The organism is Methylobacterium sp. Gmos3 (assembly GCF_056430985.1).
Map to the genome: position 1 here is coordinate 587,565 of NZ_JBWJYL010000001.1, position 17,033 is coordinate 604,597.

General features: G+C 70.8%; 18 protein-coding genes and 2 pseudogenes. 6 read left to right on the top strand and 14 right to left on the bottom strand.

All coding sequences use genetic code 11. The features are described from left to right. Positions 1 to 23: 23 nt before the first annotated feature. The 8 genes from mnhG to ACS5Q7_RS02840 all read right to left on the bottom strand — a co-directional run bounded on the left by mnhG (position 24) and on the right by ACS5Q7_RS02840 (position 7,216). On the bottom strand, positions 24 to 365 hold the full coding sequence (gene mnhG / locus ACS5Q7_RS02805; protein ID WP_478337887.1) for a monovalent cation/H(+) antiporter subunit G: 342 nt from the start codon (positions 363 to 365) through the stop codon (positions 24 to 26). Beyond that, positions 362 to 646, bottom strand: a complete 285-nt coding sequence (locus ACS5Q7_RS02810; RefSeq protein WP_478337888.1) for a K+/H+ antiporter subunit F — start codon at positions 644 to 646, stop codon at positions 362 to 364. Before ACS5Q7_RS02810 ends, mnhG begins: the two co-directional genes overlap by 4 nt. Next, positions 643 to 1,128: a Na+/H+ antiporter subunit E gene (locus ACS5Q7_RS02815; RefSeq protein ID WP_478337889.1), complete on the bottom strand. Its 486-nt coding sequence runs from the start codon at positions 1,126 to 1,128 to the stop codon at positions 643 to 645. The genes ACS5Q7_RS02810 and ACS5Q7_RS02815 overlap by 4 nt, the downstream gene beginning before the upstream one ends. Next, entirely contained in the window at positions 1,125 to 2,717 is a 1,593-nt protein-coding gene (locus ACS5Q7_RS02820) for a monovalent cation/H+ antiporter subunit D (protein WP_478337890.1), read from the bottom strand. Before ACS5Q7_RS02820 ends, ACS5Q7_RS02815 begins: the two co-directional genes overlap by 4 nt. Next, on the bottom strand, positions 2,714 to 3,067 hold the full coding sequence (locus ACS5Q7_RS02825) for a Na+/H+ antiporter subunit C (RefSeq protein ID WP_478337891.1): 354 nt from the start codon (positions 3,065 to 3,067) through the stop codon (positions 2,714 to 2,716). Before ACS5Q7_RS02825 ends, ACS5Q7_RS02820 begins: the two co-directional genes overlap by 4 nt. After that, entirely contained in the window at positions 3,067 to 5,979 is a 2,913-nt protein-coding gene (locus ACS5Q7_RS02830; RefSeq protein ID WP_478337892.1) for a monovalent cation/H+ antiporter subunit A, read from the bottom strand. The genes ACS5Q7_RS02825 and ACS5Q7_RS02830 overlap by 1 nt, the downstream gene beginning before the upstream one ends. A gap of 72 nt (positions 5,980 to 6,051) precedes the next feature. After that, positions 6,052 to 6,750 carry a L,D-transpeptidase gene (locus ACS5Q7_RS02835; protein WP_478337893.1) on the bottom strand — a complete coding sequence of 233 codons (699 nt, stop codon included), beginning with the start codon at positions 6,748 to 6,750 and terminating at the stop codon, positions 6,052 to 6,054. Between the two features lie 100 nt (positions 6,751 to 6,850). Continuing rightward, on the bottom strand, positions 6,851 to 7,216 hold the full coding sequence (locus ACS5Q7_RS02840; RefSeq protein ID WP_478337894.1) for a hypothetical protein: 366 nt from the start codon (positions 7,214 to 7,216) through the stop codon (positions 6,851 to 6,853). A gap of 204 nt (positions 7,217 to 7,420) precedes the next feature. Between ACS5Q7_RS02840 and ACS5Q7_RS02845 the strand changes: the two genes are divergently transcribed. Further along, entirely contained in the window at positions 7,421 to 9,040 is a 1,620-nt protein-coding gene (locus ACS5Q7_RS02845; RefSeq protein ID WP_478338020.1) for a methyl-accepting chemotaxis protein, read from the top strand. 16 nt (positions 9,041 to 9,056) lie between these two features. Here the strand turns inward: ACS5Q7_RS02845 and ACS5Q7_RS02850 are convergent, their stop codons facing one another. Genes ACS5Q7_RS02850 through ACS5Q7_RS02860 form a run of 3 tightly spaced genes read right to left on the bottom strand, consistent with a single transcriptional unit; the run spans position 9,057 to position 11,518 of the window. Further along, positions 9,057 to 9,893 carry an alpha/beta fold hydrolase gene (locus tag ACS5Q7_RS02850; RefSeq protein WP_478337895.1) on the bottom strand — a complete coding sequence of 279 codons (837 nt, stop codon included), beginning with the start codon at positions 9,891 to 9,893 and terminating at the stop codon, positions 9,057 to 9,059. Positions 9,894 to 9,929: 36 nt separating this feature from the next. Continuing rightward, positions 9,930 to 10,562 carry an alpha/beta hydrolase gene (locus ACS5Q7_RS02855; protein WP_478337896.1) on the bottom strand — a complete coding sequence of 211 codons (633 nt, stop codon included), beginning with the start codon at positions 10,560 to 10,562 and terminating at the stop codon, positions 9,930 to 9,932. A 26-nt stretch (positions 10,563 to 10,588) separates the two neighbouring features. Further along, on the bottom strand, positions 10,589 to 11,518 hold the full coding sequence (locus tag ACS5Q7_RS02860; RefSeq protein WP_478337897.1) for a VOC family protein: 930 nt from the start codon (positions 11,516 to 11,518) through the stop codon (positions 10,589 to 10,591). A 113-nt stretch (positions 11,519 to 11,631) separates the two neighbouring features. Here ACS5Q7_RS02860 and ACS5Q7_RS02865 point away from each other — a divergent pair, with 113 nt between their 5' ends. Beyond that, complete coding sequence (locus tag ACS5Q7_RS02865) at positions 11,632 to 12,549, top strand: LysR family transcriptional regulator (protein ID WP_478337898.1); 918 nt, start codon at positions 11,632 to 11,634, stop codon at positions 12,547 to 12,549. Between the two features lie 3 nt (positions 12,550 to 12,552). Here the strand turns inward: ACS5Q7_RS02865 and ACS5Q7_RS02870 are convergent, their stop codons facing one another. From ACS5Q7_RS02870 to ACS5Q7_RS02880, 3 genes and pseudogenes are all read right to left on the bottom strand, one after another. Next, positions 12,553 to 12,720, bottom strand: a complete 168-nt coding sequence (locus ACS5Q7_RS02870) for a hypothetical protein (RefSeq protein WP_478337899.1) — start codon at positions 12,718 to 12,720, stop codon at positions 12,553 to 12,555. A gap of 202 nt (positions 12,721 to 12,922) precedes the next feature. Continuing rightward, positions 12,923 to 13,186, bottom strand: a pseudogene (locus tag ACS5Q7_RS02875) (hypothetical protein); the annotation flags it as partial. After that, positions 13,135 to 13,428: pseudogene (locus ACS5Q7_RS02880) on the bottom strand (PAS domain-containing protein); the annotation flags it as partial. The pseudogenes ACS5Q7_RS02880 and ACS5Q7_RS02875, both read right to left, overlap by 52 nt. 687 nt (positions 13,429 to 14,115) lie before the next feature. Here ACS5Q7_RS02880 and ACS5Q7_RS02885 point away from each other — a divergent pair. The 4 genes from ACS5Q7_RS02885 to rplM all read left to right on the top strand — a co-directional run bounded on the left by ACS5Q7_RS02885 (position 14,116) and on the right by rplM (position 17,033). Next, positions 14,116 to 15,210 carry a PAS domain-containing protein gene (locus ACS5Q7_RS02885; protein ID WP_478337900.1) on the top strand — a complete coding sequence of 365 codons (1,095 nt, stop codon included), beginning with the start codon at positions 14,116 to 14,118 and terminating at the stop codon, positions 15,208 to 15,210. An 83-nt stretch (positions 15,211 to 15,293) separates the two neighbouring features. Then, positions 15,294 to 15,806 (top strand): cupin domain-containing protein, encoded by a 513-nt coding sequence (locus ACS5Q7_RS02890; RefSeq protein ID WP_478337901.1) that lies wholly within the window; start codon positions 15,294 to 15,296, stop codon positions 15,804 to 15,806. 33 nt (positions 15,807 to 15,839) lie between these two features. Then, on the top strand, positions 15,840 to 16,397 hold the full coding sequence (locus ACS5Q7_RS02895; RefSeq protein WP_478337902.1) for a CoA-binding protein: 558 nt from the start codon (positions 15,840 to 15,842) through the stop codon (positions 16,395 to 16,397). A 174-nt stretch (positions 16,398 to 16,571) separates the two neighbouring features. Beyond that, entirely contained in the window at positions 16,572 to 17,033 is a 462-nt protein-coding gene (gene rplM / locus ACS5Q7_RS02900) for a 50S ribosomal protein L13 (protein WP_342164606.1), read from the top strand.

Genomic DNA, 17,033 nt, shown 5'->3' on the forward strand with positions numbered 1-17,033 from the left:
CGGCGGGCCGGCGTCGGCCTCCTTCACGATTTCGGCGGCGCGCCCGGCCGCCCCTCGTGCCGGTCGCGGTGCGCGGCGGCGCGGGCGAGGAGCAGCAGCGTGACCGGCGTCGTGACCGTGAGGAACACGCCGATCAGCAGGTCGCGCAGCACGAGCCGCCCCTCGATCAGGGACAGGAGCAGCATCGAGCTGCACAGGATCAGCGCCATGCCGAGGGTCGCACCCAGCGTCGGCGCGTGGACGCGCTCGTAGAAGGTCCTGAGCCGGATCAGGCCGACAGCGCCGGTGAGCGAGAAGGCGGCCCCCGTCAGGGCGAGGCCGACGACGAGGAGGGCGGCCCAGGCGGGCAGGCCGGCGCCGGTCACTGCACCACCTCGCCCTGCATCAGGAACTTGGCCAGCGCCACCGAGGCGGTGAAGCCGAGCATGCCGACGATGAAGGCCGCCTCGAAATACAGGCCGCTGCCGGTGCGCATCCCGTGCACCACGATCGCCAGCATCCCGTTGAGATAGAGGGTATCGAGGCCGAGCACCCGGTCCTGCGCGCGGGGGCCGCGCAGCATCCGCCACGCGGCGATGGCCATGGCGAGGACCAGCATCGCCTGGGCGAGGCCGAGCCCCCAATCGAGGATGGTCGCGGCGCTCATGCGAAGATCTCCATCAGGGGACGTTCGTAGCGGTCCTTCACCCGGCGGATCCAGGCCTCGCCGTCCGTGAAGTCGAGGACGTGCAGCAGCAGCCGCCCGGTATCGGAATCGTACTGCACCCAGAGGGTGCCCGGCGTCGCCGTGAGGATGATCGACAGGAGCGACAGGGCGAAGGGCTCGCGCAGGTCGAGGGGGATCGCCACGAACCCCGTCCGCCGCGCGCCGGTTTGCCGGCCGAGGATGATCCGCGCGACGTCGATGTTCGAGCGGACCATGTCCACGAGCACGATCCCCGCCAGCCGGAGGAGGGCGCCGGGGGCACTCACCCGCACGGGCCGGGCCTGGAGGGCGTTCATCACCGCCGGGACGGTGAGGCCTACGGCCAGGGCCAGCAGCAGGCTTCCGGGCGTCACCGGGGCGTTGAGGAGGAGCCACGCCAGGACGAGGCCGGCGGACAGCCAGGGATGGGGCAGGAGCCTCACGGGGCGGGTCCTCCCAGGACGGCGCGGACGTAATCCTGCGGCTGCGTCAGCCAGCCCACCGTCGCGTCGGCATAGGCGAGCGCCGGGCCGCCCCAGACCGAGAGGGCGAGGCAGGTCGCGAGCAGGCCGGCGAGCGCCGCGACCTCGGAGCGGGCCAAAGTCGGCGGCTTGTCCGCGTCGCGCACCCAGAGGTTCAGGATGCCGAGCCGCACCAGCGGCATCAGCGTGAACAGGCTTGACAGGGTAAGGGCGGCGATCAGCCACCAGCCGGCGGGGGAGGGCGCGTCCGCGGCGCCCACGAAGATCGCGAGCTTGCCGACGAAGCCCGCGAGCGGAGGGATTCCCGCCAGCATCAGCGTGCAGAGCAGGAAGCCGACGCCGAGGATCGCGACGCCCGCCGGGATGACGCTGCCGACCTCGACGGAATCCTCGTCGTCGAACGGGTCGCGGTACTCGTCGGCGAAGACCGGCGCGGCGGTCTCGGCCGGGTCGCGCCCGCGCTGCAGGATCTCCGCGAGGAGGAACAGGGCGCCCGCCGCCAGCGTCGAGCCGACGAGATAGTAGAGCGCCCCCGCCAGCGCCCGGTCGTTGCCGGAGCCGAGGGCGGCGAGCACCGTGCCGGAGGAGACCATCACCGCGTAGCCCGCCGCGCGGGTGAGGTCGCGGGCGGCGAGCAGGCCCACCGTCCCGAAGGCGAGGGTCGCCAGCCCCGCCGCGAACAGCATTGTCTGGCCGAAGCCCGCCGAGACGCCCGCGCCGAAGACGAGGAGGCTCAGGCGCACCACCACGTAGATGCCGACCTTGCTGAGGATCGCGAGGATGGCGGCGGCCGGCGCGGTGGCCGCCGCGTAGGTGGAGGGCAGCCAGAAGCCCAGGGGCCACGCGCTGCACTTGATGAGGAAGGCGAGGCCGAGGATGGCGCAGCCGATCTCGAACAGGGCGAGTTCGCCCTCAGGCGGCCCGGCGAGGCGCCGGGCGAGGTCGGCCATGTTGAGCGTGCCCATCGTGCCGTAGATCAGGCTGACGCCGACGAGGAAGAACAGCGAGGCCACGAGGTTCACGGCGATGTAGCCGAGCCCGGCGCGGATCCGCGTCTCCCCCGAACCGTGCAGGACGAGCCCGTAGGAGGCCGCGAGCATCACCTCGAAGAACACGAACAGGTTGAACAGGTCGCCGGTCAGGAAGGCGCCGTTCACCCCCATCAGCAGGAGCAGGAACAGGCCGTGGAAGCGCGGCCCCGCCCGCCCCCAGCGGGCGAAGGAGAAGACCAGCGCGCAGAGCCCCAGCACCGACGATAGGGCCAGCATCATCGCCGAGAGCCGGTCGGCCACGAGGACGATCCCGTAGGGCGCAGCCCAGTTGCCGAGGCGGTAGACGCGCGGCGCGTCGGAAACCGAGGCGACGAGGGTGACGGCGATGGCGATCAGGGCGAGGATCGTCGCGAAGGACAGGCTCGCCTTCAGCGCGCGGCGTCGCTCGTCGAGGAGGAACATCGCCCCGGCCACCGCGATCGGCAGCACCACCGGCAGGACGGTGACGTGGTCCGACCACGCGGTCTCGGCGGCGAGGTTCGTCACGGCCGGGTTCATGCGCTTGGCTCTTCCTGGTGCGGCTCGCGCCCGTCGACATGGTCCGAGCCGGTCACGCCCCGGGCGGCCAGCAGCACCACGAGGAACAGGGCGGTCAGCGCGAAGCTGATCACCACGGCGGTGAGCACCAGGGCCTGGGGCACGGGATCGTCCACGGAGACGATGTCCGGCCCGGCGCCGAGGACCGGCGGCGCCCCGACGGTCAGCCGCCCCATGCCGAAGATGAACAGGTTGACCGCATAGCTCAGGAGCGACAGCCCGAGCACGACCTGGAAGGTGCGCGGCCGCAGGATCAGCCAGATCCCGGCGGCGGACAGCACCCCGATCCCGAGGGAGAGGACGAGTTCCATCAGGCGCGCTCCCGCTCGGCCTCGGCGACCCGCGTCCGCCGCAGGGACTGGTGGGCCAGCGCCACGAGCATCAGCACGCTCGCGCCGACGACGAGGACCATGATGCCGAGATCGAAGATCAGGGCGGAGGCGAGCGGCACCTTGCCGAGGATCGGCGCGTCCCAATAGGCGAAGGCGGCGGTGAGGAACGGGTGCGCGAACAGCCAGGAGGTCGCCCCGGCGAAGACGGAGACGAGGAGGCCGATCCCGATCCAGAGGATCGGCTGGATGCGCAGGCGCGCCTCCACCCATTCGGCGCCGTTGGCCATGTATTGCAGCATGAAGCCGATGGTCAGCGTGATGCCCGCCGCGAAGCCGCCGCCGGGCAGGTCGTGCCCGCGCAGGAACAGGTGCAGGGCGAGCAGCACGACGAAGGGGAACAGCCAGGTGATGACCGTGCGCGGCACCATCAGCGCGTCGGCGGCGGTGTGGCCGGGCTCGCGCCCCTCGCGGCCCCTGTCGTAGGCGTCCTGCCGGATCTGCTGGGCCGGACGCGCGCGGCTGTCGGGGGCGGGGCGGAAGCGCCGGAGCAGGGCGAAGACGGTGAGCCCGACCACGCCCAGCACGCAGATCTCGCCCAGGGTGTCGAAGGCCCGGAAATCGACCAGCAGCACGTTGACGACGTTGCGCCCGCCCGCCTGCGGATAGGCCTCCTCCACGAACCAGCGGCTGATCCCCTCCACGGGGGGCCGGGTCATCACCGCGTAGGCGAGCCCGGCGAGACCGGACCCGGCGCAGGCCGCGATGGCGAGGTCGATGAGCCGCCGCCGCCGCGCCCGCCCCCGCTCGGAGGCCGGCGCGGGGATCGCCGCGTCCCGCTTCGGCAGCCAGCGCAGGCCGAGAAGGAGCATCACCGTGGTGACGATCTCCACGAGGATCTGCGTCACCGCGAGGTCCGGGGCCGAGAGCCAGAGGAAGCTGAGGCAGCTCACGAGGCCCGCCCCGCCGAGCAGGATCACCGCCGAGAGCCGGTGGTACTTCGCCCGTTCCGCCGCGCCGACGGCGCAAGCGGCGCCGACCAGCCAGAGCAGGGCGAAGGCGGGATCGAAGGCGGTGGTCCGCCCCGGCGCGAACAGGTCGAGCCCGCGCCCGAGGCCCGCCGCCGTGGCGGCCAGCAGGGCGGCGAGGAACAGGATGCGCAGTTGCGGCTGCAGCCTCTCGGTGCCGAGCCGCGCCTCGAGCCAGCGGGCGCCGCGCACGAGGTTGGTCATGCCACGCTCGAACAGCCAGCCGCCGTCGAGCCGGTCCATCAGCCACGGGCCGCCGCGCGGGTTGGTGTCGATGCGCTTGCCGAAGGCCATGTAGAGGGCGACGCCGCCTGCCAGCGCCAGGACGCTCATGGCCAGCGGCGCGTTGAACCCGTGCCAGATGGCGAGGTCGTAATCGGGCGTGCGGTCCCCGAGCACGGCGCGGGCGGCGCCGGCCAGGAGCGGCCCGATCGTCAGGTTCGGCACGAGGCCGATGGCGACGCAGGCGAGGACCAGCGCCTCGATGGGGATGCGCATCCAGCGCGCCGGCTCGTGCGGCGCGTGGGGCAGGTCGCGCGCCGGGGGGCCGAAGAAGGTCTGGCGGATGAAGCGCAGGGAGTAGAGCACCGTGAAGGCGCTCGCCAGCGTTGCCAGCACCGGCAGGGCGAGGTTGAGGGCGTGGTCGCCCCGGTTGTCGACCGCCTCGGCCAGGAACATCTCCTTGGAGAGGAAGCCGTTGAGCAGCGGCACGCCGGCCATGGCGGCGGCGGCGACCATGGCGAGGGTCGCGGTGTAGGGCATGGCCCGCCACAGCCCGCTGAGGCGGCGCATGTCCCGCGTGCCGGTCTCGTGGTCGATGATCCCGGCGGCCATGAACAGCGAGGCCTTGAAGGTCGCGTGGTTCACCGTGTGGAAGATCGCCGCGACCACGGCCAGCGGCGAATCGAGGCCGAGCAGCAGGGTGATCAGCCCGAGATGGCTGATGGTGGAATAGGCGAGCAACCCCTTCAGGTCGTGCTGGAAGACCGCGCTCCACGCGCCGACCAGCATCGTCGCCATGCCGGCGGTGCCGACGATCCAGTACCAGCTCTCCGTGCCCGACAGGACCGGCCACAGGCGGATCATCAGGAAGATGCCGGCCTTCACCATCGTCGCCGAGTGGAGGTAGGCGCTGATCGGCGTCGGCGCCGCCATCGCCCGGGGCAGCCAGATGTGGAACGGGAACTGCGCTGACTTGGTGAGCGCCCCGGCCAGAATCAGCACCAGGGCCGGCAGGTAGAGGGGGCTCTCGTGGATCGCCTTCCCCGAGGCGAGCACCGCGTCGAGGTCGTAGCTGCCCGCGATCCGCCCGAGGATCACCATGCCGACGAGGAGGCACAGGCCCCCGGCGGCGGTGATGGTGAGCGCCATCCGCGCCCCGTCGCGAGCGGAGGCGTTGTCCGACCAGTAGCCGATCAGCAGGAACGAGACGATGCTCGTCAGTTCCCAGAAGACGACGAGCTGGATCACGTTGCCCGAGAGCACGATGCCGAGCATCGCGCCCACGAAGGCGAGGAAGTAGCAGAACAGGCGCGGCACCGGATCCGCGGCGACCATGTAGTACTGTGCGTAGAGCACCACCAGCGCGCCGATCCCGAGGATCAGCAGCGCGAAGATCCAGGCGAGCCCGTCGAGGCGCAGGACGAAGCGGACGCCGAGGCTCGGCAGCCAGTCGACGGCGAAGGTGACGGGCTCCGGACCCGCGGCGAGGGGGGTGAGCCATGCGAGGCAGGCGAGGCTCGCCAGCATGACGAAGCCCGCGACCCCGGCGGCGGCCCGGCGCGCGTGGCTCGGCAGGCAGATCACCACGACGCTGCCGAGGAAGGGCAGGGTCGCGGCGGCGGCGAGGAGGAGATCTGGCGGCATCGCCAGAGGCAAGAGCGCACTTTCCCCGGCCGCGCAACCGCGTCTTCGGGGCCGCGTGCGCCCCTCCCGGCCTCAGGCCGGAAGGACGACGACCTTGGTCTTCACCGGGGTGCGCGAATACAGGTGGATCATGTCCTGGCTGAGCAGGCCGACGCAGCCGCTGGTGATGCCGCTGCCGATTGTCTCCGGGTCGCTCGTGGCGTAGATCGTGTAGAGCGTGTAGGCGCCGTTCTGGTAGAGGTGGAGGGTGCGGGCACCCAGCGGGTTGTCGAGGCCGCCCGGCATCCCGCGGGCGTATTTCGCCGCCTCCGGCTGGCGCTTGATCATCTCCTTCGGCGGCGTCCAGACCGCCCATTCGGACTTGCGGCCGACATAGGCGTCGCCGCTCCACAGGAACCCGTCGCGGCCGACATTGGCGCCGTAGCGGGTCGCCGCGCCGCCCTCCTCGATCCGGTAGACGTAGTAATTCTTCGGATCGACGATGATCGTGCCCGGCGCCTCGTTCGTCTCGTAGGCGACGGTCTTGCGGTAGTATTTCGGATCGACCTTGCTGATGTCGACCGCGGGAATCGGGAACTTCTCCTGCGGCATCGGCCCGTAGAGGCTCGCCGCCTCGGCGAGGCTCGTCGAGTCCGAGGTCTTGCAGCCGCCGAGCGCGAGGGTGCCGAGGCCCATCGCCGAGCCGAACAGGAACGACCGGCGGTCGAAGCCTGCGTGCGATGCGGCGCCGCCGCGTCCGGGGGCACCGCCCCTCCGCCGATCCAGGGTCATGGTCGTCGTCGTCCCGTGTGCGGCCTGCCGGCCTTACGTCTCCACGGGGTAGCGCCTGCCGCCGCGCGTTTCAATGGACAAGCTTGTCGCTTGCGCGGGCTCACCGTCTCGCGAGGAGACGCGCCTCGCTGCCCGTGCTGCCGTAGCGGTCCCACATCCGCGCGCAGGCCTCCGCCGGCTGGTCGCGGAACGCCCGTGCCTCGGAGGCGAGGCTCCGCTGCAGCCCGACCGAGCGCTTCAGGGTGAAAAAGTCGGCATGGTTCATGTGGTTGGCGTGCGAGAAGGCACGGAAGCCCTCCGTGTCGATCCGCAGGTCGTCGCAATGGCGCGCGGCCATGTCGGCCTCGATCCCCGCGCGCAGGGCCGGCGGATCGCTCTGGAGCGCCGCGCGACGCGCCTCCGCCCAGGAGCCGAAGGCGGCCCAGGCGCCGAGGCAGAGCAGGAGAGGGGCGAGGGTTCTCTTCATCCGTTTAGCCGCGACACCGTACCGACCACAAAGCGCAGCCTCGCGGCCGGTTCGAACACAACCGGAAGAGGGGCGGCCCTTCTGTGTGGCCGCGCACCTCCACTCGTGCGAAGCAAGATGAAGACCGATCTCGCAACCGCCGAGGTTGCGGGCTATCACGGCTGCCATCGGGCGCCGCCCGAGGGTCGGGCAGGGCAGGCCGAGATGCGGAAGTCGTTGGGTCTCAATGGCCTGTTGGGTGGCGCGATCGGCGTCATCGCCGTCGTGTCGATCCTGAGCAGCAGCGCGGTCCTGCTCACCCGCAGCCGGTTGCAGGAGGCGACGGATGCCAGGGAGCGCTCGGATCAGCTGATCCGGGGGCTCGATGCCTTCCGCGCGGCGATGCTGAACCAGGAAACCGGCCTGCGCGGCTACCTGATCACCGGGCGCGAGAGCAGCCTGGAGCCGTATCAGGCGGGCCGCCGGGCCCTGGACGAGGCGGTGGGCCGCCTGCGGATTCTGGTCGGAGGCGACGGCGACCGCACCCGGATGCTCGCCGACGCGGTGACGGCGGCGCGGGGCTGGCAGTCCGACATCGCCGAGGTGGCGATCCGCAAGGCCGCCGACCCGGCGACGCGGGCGGACGCGGTGGGAGTCGAGGCGGACGGGCGCGGCAAGCAGCTGTTCGACCGGCTGCGCGCGGAACTCGCCTCCATCGAGACGCTGGAGGAGACCCTTCGCGCCGACTTGACCCGGCGCGTGGCGCAGACCCAGCGGGACGAGGACATCGCGGTCTGGGGTGGGACGCTGCTCACCCTGCTGATCTGCCTCGGCCTCGGCATCGCCATCAACCGCCTCGTGGTCCGGCCGCTGCTGCGGGTGATGGCCTATGTCGAGCGGATCGGCGAGGGCGACCTGACCGGGCGGCTCGAGGGACGGTCCGACGGCGAGGTCGGCCGGCTCGCCGCCACCCTGAGCGCGATGGTGACGGGCCTGTCGGATTTCGCCCGGACCAACCGGGCGGCGACCGCCGACCTCAACGCGGCGGCGGCCGAGATCCGCGCCTCGGCGCAGCAGCAGGCGGCCTCCGTCGAGGAGCAGTTCGCCGCCGTGCAGGAGACCGCCGCCACGGTGGACGAGATCACCCATTCCGGCGCGCAGATCTCCAAGCGCGCCAGCGAGGTCATCGCCACCGCCCAGGCGACCGCCAGGACCTCGCGGCAGGGCCTGCGCGCGGTGTCGGACACCGCCCAGGCCATGGACGCGATCCGCGAGCAGGCCGAGGCGGTCGCCGGCAACATCGTCGGCGTCTCGGAGAAGACGCAGGCGATCGGCGAGATCATCGAGAGCGTCAACGACATCTCGGAGCGCACGCACCTGCTGGCGCTGAACGCGGCCATCGAGGCGGCGGCGGCGGGCGAGAGCGGGCGCAGCTTCGCGGTGGTCGCCTCGGAGATGAAGCTGCTCGCCGATCAGGCGAAGGCGGCCACGGGCCAGGTGCGGGCGATCCTCGGGGAGATCCAGCGGGGCATCAACACCTCGGTGATGCTCACCGAGGAGGCGGTGAAGCGCTCGGCGGTGGGCAAGACGCGCTCGGACACGACGCAGCGGACCATCGAGGAGATCACGGCGCGGTTCGAGGAGAACGTGCAGACGTTCCAGCAGATCGTGGCCTCGACGAACCAGCAGCAGCTCGGGATCGAGCAGGTGATGGGGGCGCTGCAGAACATCCGTCAGGCGAGCCAGCAGACGGCGGCGGGGACGCGGCAGGTCGAGACCGCCTCGGCCAACATGACCGAGCTCGCGCAAGCGCTGACGGCGCTCGCGGAGCGGTACCGCACCTGACAGGGCCGCCGGCGCCTCACCCCCGCACGAAGGCGAGGAGGTCGGCGTTCAGCACGTCGGCGTTCACGGTGAGCATGCCGTGGCTGTAGCCGGGATAGGTCTTCAGCGTGCCGTGGCGCAGGTGCGTGATCGCCTTCAGGGCGGCGTCGGCGATGGGGACGATCTGGTCGTCCTCGCCGTGCAGCACCAGAACCGGCACGCCGATGGCCTTCAAATCCTCGGTCTGGTCGGTCTCCGAGAAGGCCTCGATCCCCGCGTAATGGGCGAGGGCGCTGCCCATCATGCCCTGCCGCCACCAGTTCTGGATCACGCCCGGCTGGGGCGTCGCCCCGTCGCGGTTGAAGCCGTAGAACGGGCCGGTCGGGACATCGAGGTAGAACTGGGCGCGGTTGCCGGCGAGCGCCGCGCGGAACCCGTCGAACACTTCGCGCGGCAGCCCGTCAGGGTTCGCCGCGGTCTTGAGCATCAGCGGCGTGATCGCGCTCACCAACACCGCCTTGGCGACGCGGCCCTGCGGCTCGCCATGGCGGGCCACATAGCGCGCCACCTCGCCGCCACCGGTCGAATGGCCGATATGGACGGCGTTGCGCAGATCGAGATGCGCGACGACCGCCGCCGCGTCGGCGGCGTAATGGTCCATGTCGTGGCCCCATCCGACCTGGGCCGAGCGGCCGTGCCCGCGCCGGTCATGGGCGACCACGCGGTAGCCGTGCCGGACGAAGAACAGCATCTGCGCGTCCCAATCGTCCGACGAGAGCGGCCAGCCGTGGTGGAACACGATGGGCTGCGCGTCCTTCGGGCCCCAATCCTTGAAGAAGATCTCGGTCCCGTCCTGCGTGGTGATGGTCGGCATGGTCGCCTCCTGTGAGGGATGGGGGGTGGGCAAGGTTCAGGCCGCCGCCGGGCGGGCCATGTCGCGGAGCCACTCCGCGACGAGGCCGATCTCGGCCTGGGACAGGCCGTGGCCGGCGGGCAGGATCCGGTGCGTGACGGCGGCGCCGGCCGCCGTGAGCTGTGCGGCGAGCCGCCGCGCATTCTCCACCGGCACGATCGGATCCATGATCCCCGAGAGCATCAGGACCGGCTTGCCCGCGAGGGCAGGGACGGGCGGCGTGGCGAAGGGCACCATCGGCCGGATCAGCACCGCCCCCGCCAGGGTTTCCGGCCGCTGGAGCAGCGTCGCGGCGGCGATGTTGGCGCCGTTCGAGAAGCCGAGCGCCAGGGGCGCGGCGAGGCCGTAGCGCTCCCGCGCCTCGGCCACGAAATCCGCGAGCCCGTCCGTGCGGCGGCGCAGGTCGTCCTCGTCGAACACGCCTTCGGCGAGGCGGCGGAAGAAGCGCGGCGCGCCGTTCTCGCTGACCTGCCCCCTGGGGGAGAGCAGGGCCGCGCCGGGGGCGACGGCCCGGCCGAGCGGCAGGAGGTCGTCCTCGTCGCCGCCCGTCCCGTGCAGGAGGAGCAGCGGGGGCAGGGCGGCCTCGCCCGGCGCGAAGCGATGGCGGAAGGACTGGGTCTCGGTGGTCATGGCACCCTCCACGGGGGAGACGGGGTTCAGGCGACGGCCGGGAGCACGGCCTCGATCTCGGCGCGGTGGCGCTCCAAACCCGGCGGCAGTTTCAGCGCCTGGCCGAGGGTCGCCTCCGGCTCGTCCACGGCGAAGCCGGGGGCGTCGGTGGCGATCTCGAACAGCACGCCGCCCGGCTCGCGGAAGTAGACCGAGCGGAAATACTGCCGGTCGCGCTGCTCGGTGACGCCGAGCCCGTGCCGGTCGCGCAGGGCCTCGGCCATCGCCGCCTGGGCCGCGTCGTCGGCGGCGCGGAAGGCGATGTGGTGCACCGAGCCCGCCCCCTGGCGGCCGGGCAGGAACGCGCCCACCGCCCGCAGGGTGACGTGCCGGCCGGAGGCCGCCGTGCCGGAATAGCGGGTGGCGGAGCCCTCCCGTCCGGTCTGCGTGAAGCCGAACACCTCCGTCAGGATCGCCGCCGTGCCCTCGCCCTCCGCGAGGAGCAGCGTCACCCCGTGCAGGCCGAGGATCGCGTGCTCGGCCGGCACGGAGCCGCCGGTCCAGGCGGAGGGCGCCGCCGCCTCGTCCACGCCGACGAGGGCGAGCATCATCCCGTCGGGATCGCGGAAGCGCAGGGTCGGCTCGCCGAAGACCTGCACCAGCGCCTCGTGGCGCACGCCCTTCTCCACGAGCCGGTGGGTCCACCAGCCGATCGAGGCGCGGGGCACGCGGAAGGCGGTCTCCTGCGTCTCGCCGAGGCCCGCCCGGCCGGGGGCCGCATGGGGAATCGGAAAGAAGGTCAGGATCGAGCCGGGACGGCCCGCCGCGTCGCCGTAATAGAGGTGGTAGGTGCCCGGATCGTCGAAGTTCACCGTCTTCTTGACGAGGCGCAGGCCGAGCACGGCCGTGTAGAAGTCGAGGTTGCGCGCCACGGGCCCGGAAAAGGCGGTGACGTGGTGGAGGCCGGTCTCGGACATGGCGTCGTCTCCTGGAGCGCGCCCGGTGGGCGTCGTCGATGGAGACACGATGCGCCTTGCCATGGCGCCTGAAAATAGAAACGATGGAAACTCATCGTTTCCGGAAACGACCCATGCGCCTGCCCGATTTCGAAGCCTGGGCCATCTTCGCCAAGGTGGTTGAGGCCGGCTCCTTCGGCGCCGCCGCCGGGGAACTCGGCCTGTCGAAGGGGACGGTCTCGAAGGCGGTGGGGCGGCTGGAGGCGCGGATCGGCGCGCGGCTGTTCCACCGGACCTCCCGGCGGCTGGCGCTGACCGAGGCGGGGCTCGCCGCGCGGGACGACGCGGCGCGGCTCCTGGCGGAGGGGGAGGCCGCCGAGGCGCGGGCCACCGCCGCCACGGCGCTGCCGCGCGGCCTCGTGCGGCTCGCGGCGCCGATGAGCTTCGGGGTGCTGCACGTGGCGCCGCTCCTGCCGGATTTCCTGGCGCGGCACCCGGCGGTCTCGGTCGACCTGCATCTCGCCGATTCGGTGGTCGACCTCGTGGGCGGCGGGTTCGACATCGGCCTGCGCATCGCAGCCCTGCCGGATTCCTCGCTGAAGGCGCGGCGGCTCTGCCCGGTGCAGCGCTCGCTGGTGGCGACGCCGGGCTATCTCGACCGCCACGGGCGGCCGGATCACCCGGACGACCTCGCCCGCCATGCCTGCCTCGGCTACGCCTACCTGCCGACGCCCGACCGCTGGCGCTTCCGCCATGCGGACGGGCGGGAGGCGAGCGTGACGCCGGGCGGCCCGATGCGCGCGAACAACGCCGAGGCCCTAGCCCCGGCCCTGAGGGCGGGGCTCGGCCTCGCCCTCCAGCCGGATTTCATGATCCACGAGGATCTGGCCGCCGGCCGGCTGGAGCGGGTCCTGCCGGACTGGGCGGCCCCGCCGATCTCGCTCCACCTCGTGACGCCGCCGGGCGAGCCCCGTCCGGCGCGGGTCGTCGCGCTGATCGAGTACCTCGCCAAAGCCCTCGTCGCCGCCCCCTGGGCCAGGGACGCGGCCTGACGGTCAGCGCGCCATCTTGCGCGAGGCCTCGCGGACCTGCCGGGTCGACTGGTCGAGTTCGCGGCTCGAATGGGCGATCAGGCTGACGTTGCGGCTGATCTCCTCGACCGCCGTGGTCATGGCCTGCATGTTGGCCGACATCTCGCGGGCGACGGCGGCCTGCTGCTCCACCGAGGCGGAGATCGCGGAGGAGATCTCGTTGACCTCCCCGATCGTGTGGCCGATCCCGACGATCGCCGAGGCCGCCTCGCCCGCCCGCGCCCATCGTCTGTTCGGGGGCGCGGGTGATCGCGTCGCCGATCACGTCGGTGGCGAACTTCACCACCTTCACGAGGCGGCCGGCGGCATCCGTGACCGGGTTGCAGGTGGCCTGGATCCACACGTCGCGACCGCCCTTGGCGATCCGGCGGTACTCCGCCGCCTTGAACTCGCCACGGCGCAGGTTCTCCCAGGCATAGGCATTGGCATCGCCCTTCGCCTCGGCCGGGTCCAGGAACAGGGAATCGTGCCGGCCGCGCACCTCGTCGTGACGAGGCCCAACATGCCCGTCACTTGGCCCTTGCAGCCACGCAGGAGCAGATACTCCTCGCGCAGCCACACCTCGCGGCCGGTGGCCGTCCGGCGCCGGACCTCGCACAGGGTGGGCTCACCACGCCGCAGCGCGTGCCACAATTCCCGGTAGGCGGCGGAATCCCGCTCCGACGGCTCCAGAAGGCATGAATGGTTTCGACCGATCAGGTCTTCGGCGCGATACTCCAGCAAGCTCAGGAATCTCGCATTCGCCGCCGTCACCGTCCCGTCGACGGTGCATTCGATCATTGCAGTGCAATCGCGCAATGCCCGCGACTTCGGGGCCGATCCATCGGTCCAAAACACCATAACAATCCCCGGAACGAGATGCCTTGTGACGTATTCAACTCTGAGTTTAGGTTTTGGATATTACCCAAGAGTCAAACCGCAGCATCGAGAACATCGGATCAGACCTCTTCCCCACGCATTCCACAGTGGATTCCGGTCATCGAGAGCGCAGGCGCCGCTCGTTTGAGCATTATTCGGTCAATGAGCGTATCTTCGTGAACCATTGGATACGGACCGATGCTGCCGGGTGGTCAAATCACTTAAACGCCTCCGTAGTTTCACTCCTCCATGCCTATAGCTCAGATCATCCCACGCTGAAACGATTACGATAGATTTCGGCCTAAGCTGCGAAAGCATGGCACGTCACCGAGCAACGGCGACAACGACTTCAAAAACAAGAGAACAATTGCGTCGCTCAATTCTATCGTTGTGGTTGTCCGTTGGTTGACGGTCGCTCGCTAAAACTTCAAATCACTCATTTGTGCGACGAAAAGTCGATATAAGCTGCCGCCCCCCTCCTTGCGCATTTTGCACGATCCTCCATCAAGAGAGGGCCAAGCCCCCGGTGGGGGGAACCGATATGATCCGTTGGGAGGTCCGCTGTGCGACGTCTTGAGACGAGATCAGTCTTTGGCTTGCACCGCGACCGCCCGTGCGGCGGATGACCAACCATGATTCATCCGGTTTGCCGGACTAGGCTGCGCCATCATGCCCACCCGTTCCCTCATGCGCGTTCAGGCGGATCCCGCCCCCCCGAGGGGAGGGGCCTCCCGCTTCTTCTCGTCACGCAACTTCCTGAAGATTATCGAGGATACCGGTGAGGTCGGCTTCTGGTCCGCCGACCTGCGCACGGGCACCCTCGACGCGACGCCGGGCCTCTACCGGATCCTGGGGCTCGAACCGGCGACGGAACTGCCGATCGGCCTGCTGATCGACATGATCCACCCGGAGGACCGCGCGGTGCATGGCGACCAGTTCGCCATGTTGAATGCCGGCCAACCGATCAACCGCGAGTTCCGCATCGTCCGTCCGGACCGGACGCAGCGCTGGGTCCAGCATCGCGGCGAGGTCGCGCTAGGCGCCGACGAGCGCCCGAGCTACGGCATGGGCGTGGTCTTCGACGTCACCGCGCGGCACGATTCGATGCAGGCGGTGCTGCAGCGCCACGACCGGCTCAACGCCCTCGTGACCGTGACGGCCGCCGCCTTCTGGACCACGACCCCCCATGGCGAGCTGAGCGAGTGCGCGCAGTGGATGGCCCTGACCGGGCAGACCTATGCCCAGACCCGGGGCTTCGACTGGCTCGACGCCGTCCATCCCGAGGACCGCGCCCGCACCCAGGCGGCGTGGACCACGGCCGTGCAGCACGCCTCGGCCTACAACACCGAGTACCGGATCCTCTGCGCGGACGGCATCTACCGCTGGTTCAACTCCCGCGGCGCGCCAGTGCTGAACAAGGACGGCAGCGTGCGGGAATGGGTCGGCATCTGCCTCAACGTGCCGGGCCAGAGCCGCTACGGCACCCAGGGCCTGCTCCTGCCGGACTCGGCGGAGGCGGACACGTCGGACCGGCCCCTCACCGCCGCGCAGGTCCGCGCCGCCCGCGGCATGGTCAGCCTGTCGAAGGAGGAGCTCGCCAAGATGGCCGGGGTGTCGATCTCGACCATCGTGCGCCTGGAGGATGCGAACTCACCCGTCCGCCCGCGCCACGACACGGTGATGGCCGTGCGCCGCGCCCTGGAGCAGGCCGGCGTGACCTTCACCTTCGAGGCCAACGCCAAGCCCGGCATCCGCGAGGGCTGATCACGCCCGCCTCCCCCGGCGCGTTGACGGCGCGCCGGGGGAGGGCGTAGCCCTGTCCGAACACAGGCGTTCGGGAGGGCGGCATGGGTCACGATCATGACCACGCGCAAGATCACACCCATGATCACGCTCCCGCCGGGGAGCGCTGGAAGCACGACGGCGTGCGGGTGATTCCCGGCGACAAGCTCGACGACAACACCGCCCAGACGCCCGGCATGTATCGGCAGGCGGCGATCAACGCCGCCCGTGTCGGCGCGCAGAAAATCTGGGCCGGCACGGTGGCGATTCAGCCCGACGCCAAGACCGGCGTCCACCACCACGGCGCCCTGGAGAGCGTGATCTACGTCGTCTCCGGCCGTGCCCGGATGCGCTGGGGCGACGCGCTCGAATACGTCGCGGAGGCGGGGCCGGGCGACTTCATCTTCGTGCCGCCCTACGTGCCGCACCAGGAGATCAACGCTTCGACCGACGAGCCCCTGCACTGCGTGCTGGTGCGCTCGGACAACGAGGCGGTGGTGGTCAACATCCCGGATGTCGAGCCCGTCGAGCGGCCGGAGACCGTCCACTGGGTCGATCCGATCCACAAGCATCCATAACCCTGCACCCCTGACGCAGCCGGCGGCCCGACCATGACAGACGACATCGCCGCGCGGCACGCCCGCTACGCCGATTCGGCGATCCGCGCGATCCTCGACGGCACGAAGACCATCGCGCTGGTCGGCGCCTCGGCGAATCCCGCCCGGCCGAGCTTCATCGTGCTCAAGTATCTCCTCGACCGGGGCTACGCGGTCACGCCGGTCAATCCGGGGCTCGCGGGGCAGGACCTCCTCGGCCGCCGGGTGGTGGGCGGCCTCGCGGAGATCGAGGGTCCCCTCGACATGGTCGAGATCTTCCGCAATTCGGCCGCGGCGGGCGGCATCGTGGACGAGGCGCTGGCCCTCGCTCCCCTGCCCAGGGTGATCTGGATGCAGCTCGGCGTGCGCGACGAGGAAGCCGCCGCCCGCGCCGAGGCGAAGGGCGTCACCGTCATCATGAACCGCTGCCCGAAGATCGAGTACGGGCGCCTGTCCGGCGAGATCGGCTGGACGGGGGTGAATTCCCGCATCCTCAGCGCCCGCAAGCCCGTGCTCGCCAAGGGCGGCGTGCAGAAGCTCACCATCGCGGACCGCCGGACGCCGCGCTCCTGAGGTCGCGGTATCATAGTACCGCATGGCTGAACCCGCTCTCGGAACACGTCTTTTCGGCGTCGGCGCGCGCGATTTGCGGTTGACCCGCGCGCCCGGCGCGGCTATTGAGCCGGCATCGCCGCCGCGTGTCCGCACGTGGCGGCTTCCTTTTCCGGCACCTTTCGGGATTTGGCCATGAAGACCACCTCGCTGAAGCCCGCCGAGGTCGACAAGAAGTGGATCGTGATCGACGCGGAAGGCCTTGTGGTCGGCCGCCTCGCCTCGATCGTGGCGATGCGCTTGCGCGGCAAGCACAAGGCCGCCTACACGCCTCACGTCGATTGCGGCGACAACGTCATCGTCATCAATGCGGAGAAGGTGAAGTTCACCGGCCGCAAGTACACCCAGAAGAGCTACTTCTACCACACCGGCTATCCGGGTGGCATCAAGGAGCGCACGGCCAAGTTCATCCTCGAGGGGCGCTTCCCGGAGCGCGTCGTGGAGAAGGCCGTGGAGCGCATGCTGCCCCGTGGGCCGCTGTTCCGCCAGATCCTCGGCAACCTCCGTGTCTACAAGGGCACCGAGCATCCGCACGTTGCCCAGCAGCCGCAGACGCTCGACGTCGGCGCCCTCAACCGCAAGAACGTGAGCGCGTGA